Annotated in this window: 17 protein-coding genes; 9 read left to right on the forward strand and 8 right to left on the reverse strand. The window is 60.9% G+C overall.

Annotated features, from left to right (window positions below):
- Window positions 1-3 precede the first annotated feature (3 nt).
- Entirely contained in the window at window positions 4-1,680 is a 1,677-nt protein-coding gene (locus AB8A27_RS25605) for a thiamine pyrophosphate-binding protein (protein ID WP_441244306.1), read from the forward strand.
- A 36-nt stretch (window positions 1,681-1,716) separates the two neighbouring features.
- Here the strand turns inward: AB8A27_RS25605 and AB8A27_RS25610 are convergent, their stop codons facing one another.
- Entirely contained in the window at window positions 1,717-2,553 is an 837-nt protein-coding gene (locus AB8A27_RS25610) for an NYN domain-containing protein (protein ID WP_441244307.1), read from the reverse strand.
- A 169-nt stretch (window positions 2,554-2,722) separates the two neighbouring features.
- Here AB8A27_RS25610 and AB8A27_RS25615 point away from each other — a divergent pair, with 169 nt between their 5' ends.
- From AB8A27_RS25615 to ptsN, 7 genes are all read left to right on the forward strand, one after another.
- Window positions 2,723-3,337: a ribonuclease D gene (locus tag AB8A27_RS25615; RefSeq protein ID WP_068730302.1), complete on the forward strand. Its 615-nt coding sequence runs from the start codon at window positions 2,723-2,725 to the stop codon at window positions 3,335-3,337.
- 176 nt (window positions 3,338-3,513) lie between these two features.
- Window positions 3,514-4,263, forward strand: coding sequence for an LPS export ABC transporter periplasmic protein LptC (lptC, locus tag AB8A27_RS25620; protein WP_441244308.1), 750 nt, complete (start codon window positions 3,514-3,516; stop codon window positions 4,261-4,263).
- A gap of 5 nt (window positions 4,264-4,268) precedes the next feature.
- The gene (locus tag AB8A27_RS25625; RefSeq protein ID WP_441245026.1) at window positions 4,269-4,946 is read left to right on the forward strand and encodes an LptA/OstA family protein; all 678 of its coding nucleotides are present in this window, start codon (window positions 4,269-4,271) and stop codon (window positions 4,944-4,946) included.
- 198 nt (window positions 4,947-5,144) lie between these two features.
- Window positions 5,145-6,161: an LPS export ABC transporter ATP-binding protein gene (lptB, locus tag AB8A27_RS25630; protein ID WP_441244309.1), complete on the forward strand. Its 1,017-nt coding sequence runs from the start codon at window positions 5,145-5,147 to the stop codon at window positions 6,159-6,161.
- 90 nt (window positions 6,162-6,251) lie between these two features.
- Window positions 6,252-7,943, forward strand: a complete 1,692-nt coding sequence (gene rpoN, locus AB8A27_RS25635) for an RNA polymerase factor sigma-54 (RefSeq protein ID WP_441244310.1) — start codon at window positions 6,252-6,254, stop codon at window positions 7,941-7,943.
- A gap of 59 nt (window positions 7,944-8,002) precedes the next feature.
- On the forward strand, window positions 8,003-8,608 hold the full coding sequence (gene hpf / locus AB8A27_RS25640; protein ID WP_092140795.1) for a ribosome hibernation-promoting factor, HPF/YfiA family: 606 nt from the start codon (window positions 8,003-8,005) through the stop codon (window positions 8,606-8,608).
- A gap of 241 nt (window positions 8,609-8,849) precedes the next feature.
- Window positions 8,850-9,311 carry a PTS IIA-like nitrogen regulatory protein PtsN gene (gene ptsN / locus AB8A27_RS25645; RefSeq protein WP_068730308.1) on the forward strand — a complete coding sequence of 154 codons (462 nt, stop codon included), beginning with the start codon at window positions 8,850-8,852 and terminating at the stop codon, window positions 9,309-9,311.
- Between the two features lie 112 nt (window positions 9,312-9,423).
- On the opposite strand, the gene AB8A27_RS25650 is transcribed toward ptsN, so the two are convergent.
- Both AB8A27_RS25650 and AB8A27_RS25655 read right to left on the reverse strand, forming a co-directional pair.
- Window positions 9,424-9,951 carry a hypothetical protein gene (locus tag AB8A27_RS25650; protein ID WP_092140793.1) on the reverse strand — a complete coding sequence of 176 codons (528 nt, stop codon included), beginning with the start codon at window positions 9,949-9,951 and terminating at the stop codon, window positions 9,424-9,426.
- Between the two features lie 32 nt (window positions 9,952-9,983).
- A complete protein-coding gene (locus AB8A27_RS25655; protein WP_441244311.1) occupies window positions 9,984-10,484 on the reverse strand; it encodes a hypothetical protein in 501 nt (166 codons plus the stop codon).
- A gap of 54 nt (window positions 10,485-10,538) precedes the next feature.
- Here AB8A27_RS25655 and AB8A27_RS25660 point away from each other — a divergent pair, with 54 nt between their 5' ends.
- Window positions 10,539-10,790 carry a hypothetical protein gene (locus AB8A27_RS25660; protein ID WP_441244312.1) on the forward strand — a complete coding sequence of 84 codons (252 nt, stop codon included), beginning with the start codon at window positions 10,539-10,541 and terminating at the stop codon, window positions 10,788-10,790.
- Between the two features lie 137 nt (window positions 10,791-10,927).
- On the opposite strand, the gene AB8A27_RS25665 is transcribed toward AB8A27_RS25660, so the two are convergent.
- From AB8A27_RS25665 to ugpA, 5 genes are all read right to left on the reverse strand, one after another.
- A complete protein-coding gene (locus AB8A27_RS25665) occupies window positions 10,928-11,194 on the reverse strand; it encodes a DUF1150 family protein (RefSeq protein WP_441244313.1) in 267 nt (88 codons plus the stop codon).
- A gap of 51 nt (window positions 11,195-11,245) precedes the next feature.
- Entirely contained in the window at window positions 11,246-11,671 is a 426-nt protein-coding gene (locus AB8A27_RS25670; protein WP_092140787.1) for an Hsp20 family protein, read from the reverse strand.
- A gap of 158 nt (window positions 11,672-11,829) precedes the next feature.
- Entirely contained in the window at window positions 11,830-12,927 is a 1,098-nt protein-coding gene (locus tag AB8A27_RS25675; RefSeq protein ID WP_441244314.1) for a sn-glycerol-3-phosphate import ATP-binding protein UgpC, read from the reverse strand.
- A 6-nt stretch (window positions 12,928-12,933) separates the two neighbouring features.
- Window positions 12,934-13,782 carry a sn-glycerol-3-phosphate ABC transporter permease UgpE gene (gene ugpE, locus AB8A27_RS25680; RefSeq protein WP_441244315.1) on the reverse strand — a complete coding sequence of 283 codons (849 nt, stop codon included), beginning with the start codon at window positions 13,780-13,782 and terminating at the stop codon, window positions 12,934-12,936.
- Window positions 13,782-14,663, reverse strand: a complete 882-nt coding sequence (ugpA, locus tag AB8A27_RS25685; RefSeq protein WP_092140781.1) for a sn-glycerol-3-phosphate ABC transporter permease UgpA — start codon at window positions 14,661-14,663, stop codon at window positions 13,782-13,784. Before ugpA ends, ugpE begins: the two co-directional genes overlap by 1 nt.
- Window positions 14,664-14,685: the final 22 nt, after the last annotated feature.

The following is a 14,685-nucleotide window of genomic DNA, read 5'->3' on the forward strand; positions in this document are numbered from 1 at the left end:
CCCATGAACAAGCACGAACCGACACAGTCATCGGTCAGCAAGACCGGTCCACGCAATGGCGGTCAGCTTCTCGTCGCGGCCTTGCGACGCAATGGCGCCGATCGCATGTTCGGCGTTCCCGGCGAAAGCGCGCTGCCGATCTTTGACGCACTGTATGAGCCGGATGCCGGAATCCGCTTCATTGTCTGCCGGCACGAGACCACAGCGTCTCACATGGCTGAAGCCGACGGCAAGATCTCGGGCCGTCCGGGCATCTGCGTCGTCAGCCGGGGCCCCGGCGCTATGCAGGCGGCGCTCGGATTGCATACCGCCTGGCAAGACTCGACGCCGATGATCCTGATCGTCGGACAGGTGCCGCGCAGTCATCTGGGACGCGAAGGCTTTCAGGAGATGAATTACGTCCGCACTTTCGACGACATGACGAAATGGGTCGTCGAGATTGACTCGGTCGATCGCATTCCGGAACTGGTGAGCCGGGCCTTTCATGTCGCGATGCAGGGACGGCCGGGGCCGGTCGTGCTTTCGATCCCGGAAGATGTGCTCAGCGCGATGAGCGACGTTGTCGACACGGCACCTGCGACCGTCATCGAAGCTTCGCCGTCGGCCTCGCAGATAGCCGAAGTGCGCGCGCTGCTACAAAAGGCACAGCGGCCGCTGGTGATCGTCGGCAATCTCGGCTGGACCGCCGCAGCGGCCGAACAGTTCAGGGCCTTTGTCGAACGGAATGATTTGCCGGTCGTCGCCGGTTTCCGCTCGCAGGATGTGCTCGATAACCGCAGCGACCAGTATATCGGCGATATCAGTCTCGGTTGCAGCCGTCCGTTGATGGCGCGGGTCAAGATGGCGGATTTGCTGCTGGTGATCGGCGACAGGCTCGGAGATGTCACGACCAATCACTATTCGCTGTTCGACGTCCCAACTCCGAAACAGACTTTGATCCATGTTTTCCCGGGACCCGAAGAGCTCGGCCGCGTCTATGTGCCGACCCTCGGCATTCCCGCCAATTCCTCGCGCTTCGCCGAAGCGCTGGCCGGTCTGCCGCCGCTGGACAGCGAGGCATGGGCGGGCTGGCGCGCGGAGCTGCGTCAGGCTTACGTCGACTATCAGGCGCCGCGCACCGATGCGCCGCCATTCGATCTCGCCACGGTGATCGATCACCTCAATACCGAATTGCCCGACGATGCCGTCGTCACCAATGGTGCCGGTAACTACACGATATGGCTGCATCGCTACTACCGCTACAGAAAGCTGGGCACCCAGATCGCGCCGAAGTCTGGCTCGATGGGCTACGGCCTGCCTGCGGCGATCGCCGCGCAGTTGCGCCATCCCGAACGCAGGATCGTTTGCCTGGCCGGTGACGGCTGCTTCATGATGGCCTCGCAGGAATTCGCCACCGCGGTCCAGCAGCGATTGCCGATCATCGTGATTATCGTCAACAACGCGATGTATGGCTCGATCCGGATGCATCAGGAGCTGAATTTCCCGAATCGTCCAAGCGGCACGGACCTGCTCAATCCGGACTTCGCGGCACTTGCCCGATCTTATGGCGCCCATGGCGAGGCCATCGAGGCGCATAATGAATTTCCCGCGGCTTTCGCTCGGGCGGTGGAGGCCAAGGCGCCCTCGATCATCGAATTGCGCGTCAATCGTAACCAGTTGACGCCTGATAGGCGCATCTGAGGCTGGTCTGGAGCCTGTCGTTGATCAGGAAAGCCGCTAACTCTGGCTGGCGGCTTTTTCGCCGTCCTTTGTAGCTTTTCTGGCGCGGCCAGCCGCCGCTTTCCGTTTCGCCTTCGTTTCCCTCGGCGCCGGTGCTGCCGGCTTCGCCTTCGGCTTGGCCCGAAGCCTCAGGCGACCGGCCTCGGTCTTCTCGATCTCGAAGATTTCAGTCTTGCGCACGAGATCGCTTAATTTTCTAAAACCGTAATTCCGGACGTCGAAATCGGAGACGACGTTGGGCAGTTGCTCTCCGACACGATCCAGATTGACCCAGCCGTCTTCATTGCCAAGCTGGGCAACGACCCTTTCCAGAATGGGAATTGCCGCAGCGGGGTTCTTCAGGGCGACGGCGGCCGGCGGCTGTTCTGTTGTCGTCGTCGCACGCTCTGCGATCAGGTTTTCCGTATAGACAAAGCGTCGGCACGCCTGCCGAAAACTCTCGGGCGTTTTCCGCGTGCCGAAGCCGTAGACGTCAGCGCCCTGCTCGCGCAGCCGAGAGGCGAGACGTGTGAAGTCGCTGTCGGAGGACACCAGGCAAAAGCCGTCGAACCGTCCGCTATGCAGCAGGTCCATCGCGTCGATCACCAGCGCGATGTCGGATGAGTTCTTGCCCTTCGTGTAGGCGAACTGCTGGTAAGGATCGATGGCGTGTTTTTGCAGGATATCGGCCCAGGATTTGAGCTGCGGACTTGAGAAGTCGCCGTAGATCCGGCGAACGCTGGCTTCACCGAATTTGGAGATTTCCTCGAACAGGCCGCCGGCGATCTGCGGGGACGTGTTGTCGGCATCGATCAGGACCGCGAAACGGGGCAAGCGCTGCTGTGCGACGTTCATCTGCAACCTCTGCCCGCTCCGTGATGGATGAATGGCCCGCTCAGTCTGTCAGCTTTTCGCTACAGGCGAAACATAGCTGAGAGAGCGTATCTCTCGTCAGCCCGGTCATTGCGCGGTAAAGTCACCCAAATCCCGCGAATCGCGGGCGCTTGAAGAGGCAATTGAGACCATGACCATCCGCCTGCATCGCGGCGATCTACCAGATCTGAGCCGCTACACCGATTCAGTTGCGATCGACACCGAGACCATGGGTCTCAATCCGCATCGCGACCGGCTATGCGTGGTGCAGCTTTCGCCCGGCGACGGAAGCGCTGATGTCGTGCAGATTCCGATGGGCCACACGGACGCGCCGAACCTGAAGAAGCTGCTCGGCGATCCCAAAGTCACCAAGATCTTTCACTTTGCCCGGTTCGATCTCGCCGCTCTTTACAACGCACTCGGCGTGATGCCCGAGCCGGTCTATTGCACCAAGATCGCCTCCCGCCTGTGCCGCACCTATACAGACAGGCACGGTCTCAAGGATCTGGTCCGCGAAGTCCTCGGCGTCGATCTGTCGAAGCAGCAGCAGTCGAGCGACTGGGGCAGTCAGACCCTCAGCGAGGCCCAGCTATCCTACGCTGCATCGGACGTGCTGCATCTGCATGGGCTGCGTGAGCGGCTGAACGTCATGCTGGCGCGGGAGGGTCGCACCGAGCTGGCGCAGGCCTGTTTCGACTTCCTTCCGACCCGGGCCAAACTCGACCTCTCGGGCTGGGAAAACGAGGACATTTTCGCTCATTCGTGACCGGCCTGCGGCGAAGTGACTTTCTGAAACAGTTCAGGGTACCTCCTGCCGCGTTTCGGTCATACTCCTCGTTCTGGTGGGGCGGGGCTGCAAACCGGTGCATTTCAGCGTAGACTGGCGCCGGTTTGGCAGGCCTTTCGGTGTGGCCTGCTTTGGTATGGCCCGTTGGAGCGACGGTGAGTTCAGTTCAGATTCCGAGCTATCAGGCGGGCATGGATGCGCGGTTCAGGGCCGCGGCACGCCATAGCCGTCTGGTGCGTCTGCTGCGGATTGCTGTCCCTGCCGTCGTGGTCCTGTCGATGGCGGCGATTGTCGGCGTGTCGATCTTCAACCCGTTCCGGATTCTCGCCAAATTGCCGCTCGACATGGGCAATCTGGTCGTTTCGGGGACCAAGATCACCATGGAGACGCCGCATCTGGCCGGTTTCTCGCCGGACGGGCGGCCATATGAGTTATGGGCCAAGGCCGCGACGCAGGATCTGACGGATCCCGACAATGTCGAACTCACGACCTTGCGCGCCAAGGTGATGATGGAAGACAAGTCGACGATGACGATGGATGCCCGCACCGGGAAATTCAACTCGAAGGCGCAGATGCTCTATCTGTATGAGGACGTTTTCCTGCAAACGACGACCGGCTACGAAGCGCGGCTGACTCAGGCGAACATTGATATTGCCAATGGCATCGTCACGTCGGACGAGCCGGTCGACGTCAAACTTCTCAACGGCACTCTGCTCGGGCAACGGATGCGCATCACGGAACACGGTGAGCTGGTTCGGTTCGAGGGCGGTGTGTCGATGAACCTGAAGATGGACCCGCCTTCGCCGGATGCTTCGGCTCAGCCTGAGACCGCGGCAGAGCCCGAAGCCGCGCCGGAGCCCGTGAAACCGCGGGCCGCCAACGGCAAGCGCGCCAACGCGAAATGAATGTGATGATTTTTCCCGTCAGTAGTGTCCGATTCCGCGGGGCGACCGGTGTTGCGATCGCCGTGCTCGTGCTGGCTTTGTTAGGTGAAGCACATGCGCAGAGCGCGGTGCAGGGTGTGCCGAATGCGATGCAGGGCTTCTCGCAGAATCGCGACCAGCCGATTCAGATCGAGGCCGCATCGCTGGAAATGCGCGACAAGAAAAAGGAGGCGACCTTCGCAGGCGATGTGAAGGTCGTACAGGGCGACACCACGATGAAGTCGAAGACGCTCGTGGTCTTCTATGACGGCGGCGGTTCCGCGAACGAGCCGGCGGCCAAGGCTGCACCCAAGGCACCGATCAAGGCTGCGCAGCCGGGTCCGGGTGGCTCGTCGGCGATCAAGCGGCTTGAAGCGCGTGGCGGCGTCATCGTCACCCAGAAAGACCAGGTCGTCACCGGCGAGACGGCGGTATTCGATACCCGGACCAATCTCGTCACGATGCAGGGCAATGTTGTGCTCACCCAGGGCAAGAATGTGCTGCGCGGCGATCGTCTGACCGTGGATATGACCACCGGTACCTCACGCGTCGAATCCAATAGCGGCAGGGTCCAGGGCATGTTCGAGTCGTCCGGCCAGCAGAAGGGCGGTGGTGGAGGCCCGACCTCGATCATACCGGGGTCCGGAGGCGGAAAACCCAAGTAACTCGAAGGGTTTGCCGATACAAACGACCCGGATTCGGTTGAATCTGGTCGTCTAACCCGTTATCGCCATTGTTTTAATCGACATGGAAGGCTTGGCGTTCGGCTGGGCAAGGGACATCTACTGCACCATGCTGTTCCCAGGGAACCGAATATGCCGCGACCTGGCGCGGATGACGTCTAGAGGCTGATCGAAGCGCGAATGGTTGATTTCCTCGGCATGTTCCGTCGGCGCGCTCCGAAACGCGGTCCGCAAGGCTTTGCGCGCTCGCCGGTCGACATCACCGCGCTTGGCGACAGCATGGGCGATATGCTGGGTAATCCGGGCCGTGAGGCCCCGCCGCTGGCACGCACCGCCCCGGCCGATACGCCCCAGGTTCCACAGGCCCGGGCGGAGGTGCCGCGTGCCCCGCAGCAAGCGCCGGCCCGTCGTCCGGACAAGGCGCCGCCGCGGCCGAGAACCAACGGAGCCGCTGCGCCAAAAGCGGCCCCGCGTGCAGGCTATCTGGCCGTCCATAACGTCAAAAAGAGCTTCGGTTCACGCCAGGTCACCCGCGGCGTCAGCATCTATGTTCGCCGCGGCGAAGCCGTCGGCCTGCTCGGACCGAACGGCGCCGGCAAGACCACGGTGTTCTACATGATCACCGGCCTGATCAAGCCCGACAGCGGCGCCATCGAACTGGATGGCCACAACGTCACGCAATTGCCGATGTATCAGCGTGCGCGCCTTGGCATCGGCTATCTGCCGCAGGAAGCCTCGATTTTCCGCGGCCTTACCGTCGAGCAGAACATCCGTGCGGTGCTGGAAGTCGTCGAGCCCAGCCGCAAGAAGCGTGAGCGCGAGCTCGACGGGCTGCTCGAAGAGTTCAATATCCAGAAGCTCCGCAAGTCACCCTCGATCGCGCTATCTGGCGGCGAGCGTCGCCGTGTCGAAATCGCGCGCGCGCTGGCGACGCGGCCGAATTACATGCTGCTCGACGAACCCTTCGCCGGCATCGACCCGATCGCGGTGGGCGACATTCAGGACCTGGTCCGTCACCTCACCAATCGCGGCATTGGCGTGCTGATCACCGACCATAACGTGCGCGAAACGCTGGGGCTGACAGATCGCGCCTACATCGTTTATGCTGGCGAAATCCTGACGGAAGGATCTCCAGAGGAGATCGTGGCTGACCCGGACGTGCGGCGCCTTTACCTTGGCGAGGAATTCCGCCTCTAGCCCAAATTTACAATTCGTCAAGCCGTGTACATCAGGCTGGGAAAGAGATAAGCAAGAAACGGACCAACTTTTGGATCGGTTTTTGCCTCCATGGCGCTGACGCAGAGACTAGAGTTCCGGCAATCACAGTCGCTGGTGATGACGCCGCAGCTGATGCAGGCCATCAAGCTGCTGCAGCTGTCGAATCTCGATCTCGCAACCTTTGTCGAAGATGAACTGGAGCGCAATCCGCTGCTGGAGCGCGCCAGCGACGGTCCTGAGCCACCGGTGGCCGGCGAGGCTGGCCCCGAGCGCGGCGAGTTTTCGGGCCAGGACGAGGCGGGCTATGCCTCCGGCCATGACGATGGCGGCGACCACTCCGATTTTTCCGATCGTTCAGGCAGCGACAGCTTCGATGCGCCGGCGCCTGATGAGTGGATGAACCGTGAGCTCGGCACCCGCGCCGAAATCGAACAGACCCTGGATACCGGGCTGGACAACGTCTTCTCCGAAGAGCCGGCAGAGGCCGCCGCGCGCAACGCGCAGGACGCTGCTCCGACCGCCTATACCGAATGGGGCGGCGGCGCCTCCAACGACGACAGCTACAATCTCGAGGCCTTCGTCGCCGCGGAAGTGACGCTCGCCAGCCATCTCGCCGAACAGCTTGCGGTGGCGTTCTCGTCGCCCGCGCAGCGCATGATCGGTCAGTATCTGATCGATCTCGTCGATGAGGCCGGCTACCTGCCGCAAGATCTCGGTGACGTGCATGAGCGGCTCGGCGCCTCGGCTGCTGATGTCGAAAGCGTTCTCGGCGCGTTGCAGAAATTCGATCCGCCGGGTGTCTGCGCGCGCAGCCTCAGTGAATGTCTTGCAATCCAGTTGCGTGAACAGAACCGTTACGACCCCGCGATGCAGGCACTGGTCGAGCATCTCGATCTTCTGGCGAAGCGTGACATCGGCAATCTCAGAAAAATCTGCGGCGTCGACGACGAAGACCTGACCGACATGATCGGCGAGATTCGCAGGCTCGATCCGAAGCCCGGTCTGAAGTTTGGCTCGGCGCGGACGCAGACCGTAGTGCCTGATGTTTATGTGCGGCCCGGTCCCGATGGCGGCTGGCACGTCGAGTTGAACAGCGACACGCTGCCGCGCGTTCTTGTGAACCAGGTTTATTATTCCGAATTGTCGAAAACGATCCGCAAGGATGGCGACAAGTCGTACTTCACCGATTGTTTACAGAACGCGACCTGGCTGGTGCGTGCACTCGATCAGCGCGCGCGTACTATCCTGAAGGTTGCGACCGAGATCGTCCGGCAGCAGGACGGCTTCTTCACGCAGGGTGTTGCACATCTACGGCCGCTGAATCTCAAGGCGGTTGCTGATGCCATTCAAATGCATGAGTCGACGGTGTCACGCGTTACCGCCAATAAATACATGGCGACAAATCGCGGCAGCTTTGAATTGAAATACTTCTTTACGGCGTCGATCGCATCGGCTGATGGTGGTGAAGCGCATTCGGCTGAAGCGGTACGCCATCACATCAAGCAATTGATTGACGGAGAAAGTCCTTCTCTTATTCTGTCGGACGACACGATCGTGGAACGCTTGCGCGAAGCCGGAATTGATATCGCGCGCCGTACCGTTGCCAAATACCGGGAGGCCATGCGTATTCCGTCTTCGGTTCAACGCCGCCGCGACAAGCAGAGTATGCTCGGCAATGCACTCACGGCGCCCGCCGCTCCGTCCGATAGGACACAGTCTGACAGGACACCCGACCGATCCCGCGACACTGCACCAGCTTGATTGCACTCCCGTGGAAACGGGATACTGTCAGTTCAAGGCAGAAGAATCGAGGCATCAGCATGACCCTTCGTATCTCGGGAAAAAGCATCAATGTCGGAGACGCCTTGCGAGGCCGCGTGAGTGAGCGGACCGATGAAGTCCTTCGCAAATATTTCGATGGCAACTATTCCGGTCACATCACGCTAAGCAAAGATGGCTTCGGCTTCCGCACCGATTGTGCGTTGCATCTTGACTCCGGAATTACGCTCGAAGCGGACTCCAATGCAGCGGATGCTTACGCCAGCGCCGATCAGGCGCTCCTCCAGATCGAGAAACGTTTACGTCGCTACAAGAGCCGGCTGAAGGATCGCTCCGCACGCAAGGCGCATGCTGAAAATCAGGCAATGGCCGAACTCACTGCCCCGACTTTAGACGCGCCGAGCTACATCCTCGAGGCGCCCGATCATGAGGACGATGCAGACGGCGGCTACGATCCGGTCATCATTGCCGAATCGACCAGATCGCTGAAGCGGCTCTCGGTCAGCGAAGCTGTCATGGAACTCGACTTTACCGGCGCTGCCGTCGTGGTATTCCAGCATGGCAGTACCGGCCGGCTAAATATCGTCTATCGCAGGGGTGACGGGAACGTGGGTTGGGTCGATCCGCCGGTGGTTAAACCGTCCTGACGGCCAATTCTGTTTAACAGCATTGACGCCCAAACGGCCCCTCCCTATGGTCCGCCGCCTTTGACAGGTTATGCCAGTCAATGGATTTCGCATGGGGGGTTCCGGTGCTAGAGTACGTTCGGGCGTTCGCGCCCGGCGCGTTTTCCGCCACAGGGAACGATGTCCCTTTCCAGTCTTTCTTGACGCTGCCGGTTTTGGTTCTAACTACCCCGCTGACGGTCAAACATCCTCGGAACGGTCAATGACGATTACCGATCTGGTCGCGCCCGAGGCGATAATCCCGGCGTTGAAGGTCAACAGCAAGAAGCAGGCGCTGCAGGAGCTCGCTGCGCGCGCTTCCGCGCTCACCGGCCAGAACGACCGTGCCGTTTTCGAGGTGCTGTTGCAGCGTGAGAAGCTCGGCACGACGGCCGTGGGCTATGGCGTCGCCATTCCGCACGGCAAGTTGCCGAAGCTCGACAAGCTGTTCGGTCTGTTTGCGCGCCTGGAGCGTCCGATCGATTTCGAGGCCATGGACGGCCAGCCGGTCGATCTGGTGTTTCTGCTGCTGGCGCCGGAAGGTGCGGGCGCCGATCATCTGAAGGCGCTGGCGCGGATCGCGCGTCTGCTGCGCGATCAGGACGTCGCCAAGAAGCTGCGCGCTTCTCGCGATGCGCAGGCGATCTATTCGGTGCTCGCTCTGCCGCCGGCGACAGCCGCCTAACCATCTCACCCCGTAGCTTACGCTGGAAGCGCCCGGTTGGACCGGGCGATTCTCTGACTCCGAACGGAATTCCTGCTTGCGTGGGGTTAGAAGGCTGGTTGGCCTCGCCAGCTTACGCCGCGAATTCCTTGGCCGAGATTGGAGCGAGCGATTCGTTGCGCACCGCCTGCCGCGCGGTGATCGATGCGAGCTCGTTCATGGCCGCAGAGGCAGCTTCGGCCTGCGTTTCGGCACGGACCGATTCTGCTTCTTCCGCTGCAGCGGCGGCGCGCGATGAGGCTGCCATCCGCAGTGCTGTCTGGATCTCGTTGGCATCCGCACCGCTCTTGAGCAGCAGCAGCGTCAGCAAAGCCTTGATGTCGGAATTCATGGTATCCGCGCTTTGCTTCATGCGTCGCACCGCCGCTGACGTTTCAGGAACGTTGACGGCGGCTACGGGGCGAAGCTTGGCGACGTTGCTGCCGGAGGTTTCTGTGCCCTGCATGCGCGCCGGATTGGCATGCTCTTCCGCCATCATCACTCGCGATGCGGCAGCAAGCTGCAGAGCATTGTGAATCTCTGGCGAACTGGTGCCGGTCTTCAGCAACAGCAAAGTGAGGAGAGCTTTGATGTCCGAATTCATGGCGGCAGTGTTTTGCATCGTGGTCCTCGCCTGTGAGAAGAATGACTGGGCTAGTTGAAACGTTGTCCGAACAGCTTTTCGAAGAAGGTTGGTTGTGGCGGCTCAGGGCGAATGATTTCGGCGACGAGCTTGGTTGGCTTGGAGCGCCGGACGTCACGCTTCACTCGCAGCTTTGACGGCAGCATGATCGGCCCTGGAATGACCGCAGGCTCGGCGAAGGTCGTGAGTGTGCCGTCTTCAAGGCTGCCGCGGATCAGGATGGGTGAGAGAAATGCGGGATCTGCGAGTGCGGCAGTCGTCGCAAGGCGCGCGTCATCCCGGGCGCTGAGGTGTTGAACTGCCCCGGTGCTCCATTGCCCGAGCGGCAAACGGTCTGACTTGGTCACGAAAGGCGGATTGCTGTTGGGCGTAACGATGGGAGGGATAGTGCCGTCGGCGCGCATCAGGAACACGGCGGCCGCAGCGCAGCCCGGTGCAAAAACAAAGAGCGCGAAACAGGCTGCGATCACCGGCCGACTATCGAAACTCCAGGAGCGGCTTGGCGCGACCACCTCTGTCTCTCGATCGATGACCGTCGCACCGAAGCTCCGCAGCAAGTCTTCGATTTGACCGATCTGGGCTTGTATCGATCCATTCATAGCGGCCTCGAATCTCAACATGATCAGATTTTCTCAAGTCATGGTGAATGCGTGGTCACCATTTTCTTCTGCGAAACGGCAGCAAAGATCAGGCGCAATGATGCCATCGCGCTGGATGTCCAGATTTCTATTGATGGGGGGATCAGTTTTTCAGATGACGCAGCAGACGAAAGGTCGCGTGCGACTCGATTGCGTCTGATGTTGCGCTCACGATGTTGACGACGGGTTAAACAGATACCGCGTCATGCAAGCCGAGCGCCTGCACGTAATGATCGTGGTTTGAATACTGGGATACTGGACATTGGATACGCGGCTGTCACCGCGTATCCTGACGTCTGCATGTCAAACAGTCCGCGTTAGTGAACGCTGACGGCCTGCAATTCCTGGCTCCATGCATTCGCGATCGCCGCTTCGCGGCTGTCGGTGAGCATGATCGGTGTGCCGTCGGCGGCGTGCAGCGCGAACAGCTGCAATCCCGGCGCGATATCAGGCGCCTGCGGGAACAGTCCGGGCACATCTTCCGAACGAACCGGCTTCACATAGGCGATCAAGCCTTCGCCCAGATGTGCCAGTGCCTCGGTGGTCACGGCGGCATTTTCAGTGATCGTAGCAACTTCAGTCATCGTCTCGACTCCTTCTGGTAGATCAAGCGGTCGAGTCCGCTACTCGTTCCATTATTCGTGTTCATTGATAGCGATTGTCTTAATGACCCTTTCAGGCTCAGGCCTGGCCAGATCAATCGACAACAGCCCGTTCTTCAGATCCGCACCCAGCACCAGCATCCCCTCCGCCAGCACGAAAGTGCGCTGGAAGTGGCGCGCGGCGATGCCGCGATGGATGTATTGCCGGGCCTTGTCGTCCTGCTGGCGGCCCCGGATCACGAGCTGGTTTTCCTCGGTGGTCACATCGAGCTGATCGCGGGTGAAACCTGCGACCGCCAGCGTGATCCGCAGGCGTTCGGGTTGACCGTTGTTACGGTCGCACCGCTCGATGTTGTAGGGAGGATAACCGTCGGCGCCTTTGACGACGCGATCAAGCGCACGCTCAATCTCGTCGAATCCCAAAAGGAACGGACTGGATAACGAAGGAACACGAGACATACCTACAAAGCCCTCTCGAAGCGACTTTGAGGGGCCCTTACGGCACCCCTGGCCAATCGGCACTCTGCCAACCGGTCAATCAACCATATGGGCATGCCAAAGCCCGGTTCAAGCACCCCTAAATTGCAAGGAAACCGTTACTAAGGCCTTGAAACGGATTAGATATCGATCCGATTCCGGCCATCGGCGCTGAACAGGTGCAGTTTGTCGCGGGGGGCCGCGGCGCGGATCGAAGCACCGATGGCCGGGGCATCCTGGCCGGGGATACGCACGATGACCTCGCCTTCGGGCAGCTCACCCGGGGTGGCGCTGACGGCCTTCTCGGCCCGCGCGCGAGTGCCGTAGACGAAGGTTTCCGCCCCGACCCGCTCGATGGCCTCGACTGTCAGGTTCAGCGTGATGCCGCTGTCAGCTGTGGCCTCGCCGGAGATCGCGAGGTCTTCCGGCCGGATGCCCAGGATACCGGCCTCGGCAGCGCTGCGTCTGTCGCCGGCGAACTGCGCACGGATCTCGTCACCGCTCAGTCTGATCAGGTTCATTGGCGGCGCACCGATGAAGGAGGCGACGAAAGTGGTCGCCGGCTTGCGATAGATATCGAGCGGGCTGCCGATCTGCTCGACCTGGCCGCCATTCATCACCACCAGAATATCCGCCAGCGTCATCGCCTCCAACTGGTCGTGGGTGACGTAGATCGACGTCGTTTTGAGGCGGCGTTGCAGCTTGCGGATTTCGACCCGCATGGCAACACGCAGCTTGGCGTCGAGATTGGACAATGGCTCGTCGAACAGGAACACTTTCGGCTGGCGGACGATGGCGCGGCCCATGGCGACGCGCTGGCGCTGGCCGCCCGACAATTGTCTGGGCTTGCGATCGAGCATGCCGGCGAGTTCGAGTGTCTGCGCGGCTTCGCGCACGCGCGTATCGATCTCCGGCTTTGGCATGCCCCTGTTGCGCAGGCCGTAAGCCATGTTGTTGTAGACGCTCATATGCGGATAGAGCGCGTAATTCTGGAACACCATGGCGATGTCGCGATCCGCCGGTTCGATCTCGTTGACGACACGGCCGCCAATATCGATCTCGCCGGAGGTGACGGTCTCGAGGCCGGCGACCATGCGCAGCAAGGTCGACTTGCCGCAGCCGCTTGGTCCGACCAGCACGCAGAACTGACCGTCGCCAATTTCGAAATCGATGCCCTTGATGGCCTCGAAGCCGCCGGGATAGGTCTTGCGGACGCTGCGCAGCGAAACATTGGCCATCTGAATTTACTTCTCCGTCTCGACCAGGCCGCGCACAAACAGTCGCTGCATGAACACCACCACGGCGACAGGTGGCACCATCGCAAGGATCGCTGTCGCCATCGCGAGCTGCCACTCGGCAAGCTCGTCCGTCGTCGTCAGCATCTTCTTGATGCCGGTGACGATGGTCTGCATCGATTCCTGCGTCGTGATCAGCAGCGGCCACAGATACTGGTTCCAGCCATAGATGAACTGGATCACGAACAGCGCTGCCATCGTCGTGACCGACAGCGGCAGCAACGTATCCTTGAAAAAGCGAAAGGGACCGGCGCCGTCGATGCGCGAGGCCTCGAGCAATTCATCGGGAATAGTCATGAAGAACTGGCGAAACAGCAGCGTGCCGGTAGCCGATGCGATCAGCGGCAGGATCAGCCCGCTATAGGTGTCGAGCATCTTCAGATCGGCGATCACCTTGTAGGTCGGATAGATACGGACCTCGACCGGCAGCATCAGCGTGACGAAGATGATCCAGAACGCCGTCTTGCGAAATGGAAAGCGGAAATACACCACGGCATAGGCCGACAGGATCGAAATGAAGATCTTGCCGATTGCGATGCCCGCAGCCGAGACGAACGAGTTCATCAGCATCTGACCGACCGGCTCGCGGCTGTAGCGAGACCCGCCGACGAAAATCGCCCGGTAATAGTTCTCCAGCGTATGGCTGCCCGGCAGCATCGGCATGTTGCCGTTGACCACCGTCGCTGCGTCATGGGTCGAGGCGATCAGTGCGACATAGACCGGGAACACGACGATGAGCACACCGAGGGTCAGGATCGCGTAAGCGAGAATGTCGTTCCAGCGGCGGTGCTCGACCATCAGTACTGCACCTTGCGCTCGACATAACGAAACTGGATGGCCGTGAGCGCGATCACGATAACCATCAGGATCACCGACTGCGCGGCTGATCCGCCAAGGTCGCCGCCAAGCCTGCCGTCGGCATAGACCTTGTAGACCAGGGTGGTCGTCGCCCCAGCAGGTCCGCCGCCGGTGACCGCATCGATGATGCCGAAGGTGTCGAAAAACACATAGACGACATTGACCACCAGCAGGAAGAACGTGGTCGGCGACAGCAGCGGGAAGGTGATCGTCCAGAACCGTCGATATGGTCCGGCGCCATCGATCGCCCCGGCTTCGAGGACGCTGCGCGGGATCGCCTGCAGGCCGGCCAGGAAGAACAGGAAATTATAGGCGATCTGCTTCCACACCGCGGCCATGACGACCAGCGCCATGGCGTGGTTGCCGTTCAACATTGGATTCCAATTGAAGCCCATCAGGCGCAGCGGCCGTGCCATGGTGCCGAGCGTCGGATGGAAGATGAACAGCCACAGCACGCCGGCGACCGCGGGAGCCACCGCATAAGGCCAGATCATCATGACCTTGAAAGTAGGCGCCGCTTTCAGGTTCTTGTCGGCCTGGGTCGCGAACAGCAGAGCGATCGACAGCGACAATGCGGCGACCAGCGATGAGAACACCACGGTCGTCGCCATTGCCTTGTAATATTCCGGCTGGGCGAGCAGCGCCTGATAGTTCTCCAGCCCGATGAATTCCGAATTCAGGCCGAATGCGTCCTCGCGCAGGAACGATTGCCAGACAGCCTGGCTGGCCGGCCAGTAGAAAAACACCAGGGTGATGACCAGCTGCGGCACGAGCAGCAGATATGGCAGCAGCTTGCCCTTGAAGACCGCGGACTTTTCCATGCAGTTCGTCGTGCCCCAGAAA

The sequence above is a fragment of the Tardiphaga sp. 768_D3_N2_1 genome, assembly GCF_052076105.1.
Taxonomy (GTDB): Bacteria; Pseudomonadota; Alphaproteobacteria; order Rhizobiales; family Xanthobacteraceae; genus Tardiphaga.

Coding starts and splice junctions, on each gene's coding strand:
- AB8A27_RS25605 (WP_441244306.1), top strand. CDS start 4: ATGAACAAGCACGAACCGACACAGTCATCGGTCAGCAAGACCGGTCCA.
- AB8A27_RS25610 (WP_441244307.1), bottom strand. CDS start 2,553: ATGAACGTCGCACAGCAGCGCTTGCCCCGTTTCGCGGTCCTGATCGAT.
- AB8A27_RS25615 (WP_068730302.1), top strand. CDS start 2,723: ATGACCATCCGCCTGCATCGCGGCGATCTACCAGATCTGAGCCGCTAC.
- AB8A27_RS25625 (WP_441245026.1), top strand. CDS start 4,269: ATGATTTTTCCCGTCAGTAGTGTCCGATTCCGCGGGGCGACCGGTGTT.
- lptB (WP_441244309.1), top strand. CDS start 5,145: ATGGTTGATTTCCTCGGCATGTTCCGTCGGCGCGCTCCGAAACGCGGT.
- rpoN (WP_441244310.1), top strand. CDS start 6,252: ATGGCGCTGACGCAGAGACTAGAGTTCCGGCAATCACAGTCGCTGGTG.
- hpf (WP_092140795.1), top strand. CDS start 8,003: ATGACCCTTCGTATCTCGGGAAAAAGCATCAATGTCGGAGACGCCTTG.
- ptsN (WP_068730308.1), top strand. CDS start 8,850: ATGACGATTACCGATCTGGTCGCGCCCGAGGCGATAATCCCGGCGTTG.
- AB8A27_RS25650 (WP_092140793.1), bottom strand. CDS start 9,951: ATGCAAAACACTGCCGCCATGAATTCGGACATCAAAGCTCTCCTCACT.
- AB8A27_RS25665 (WP_441244313.1), bottom strand. CDS start 11,194: ATGACTGAAGTTGCTACGATCACTGAAAATGCCGCCGTGACCACCGAG.
- AB8A27_RS25670 (WP_092140787.1), bottom strand. CDS start 11,671: ATGTCTCGTGTTCCTTCGTTATCCAGTCCGTTCCTTTTGGGATTCGAC.
- AB8A27_RS25675 (WP_441244314.1), bottom strand. CDS start 12,927: ATGGCCAATGTTTCGCTGCGCAGCGTCCGCAAGACCTATCCCGGCGGC.
- ugpE (WP_441244315.1), bottom strand. CDS start 13,782: ATGGTCGAGCACCGCCGCTGGAACGACATTCTCGCTTACGCGATCCTG.
- ugpA (WP_092140781.1), bottom strand. CDS start 14,663: ATGGAAAAGTCCGCGGTCTTCAAGGGCAAGCTGCTGCCATATCTGCTG.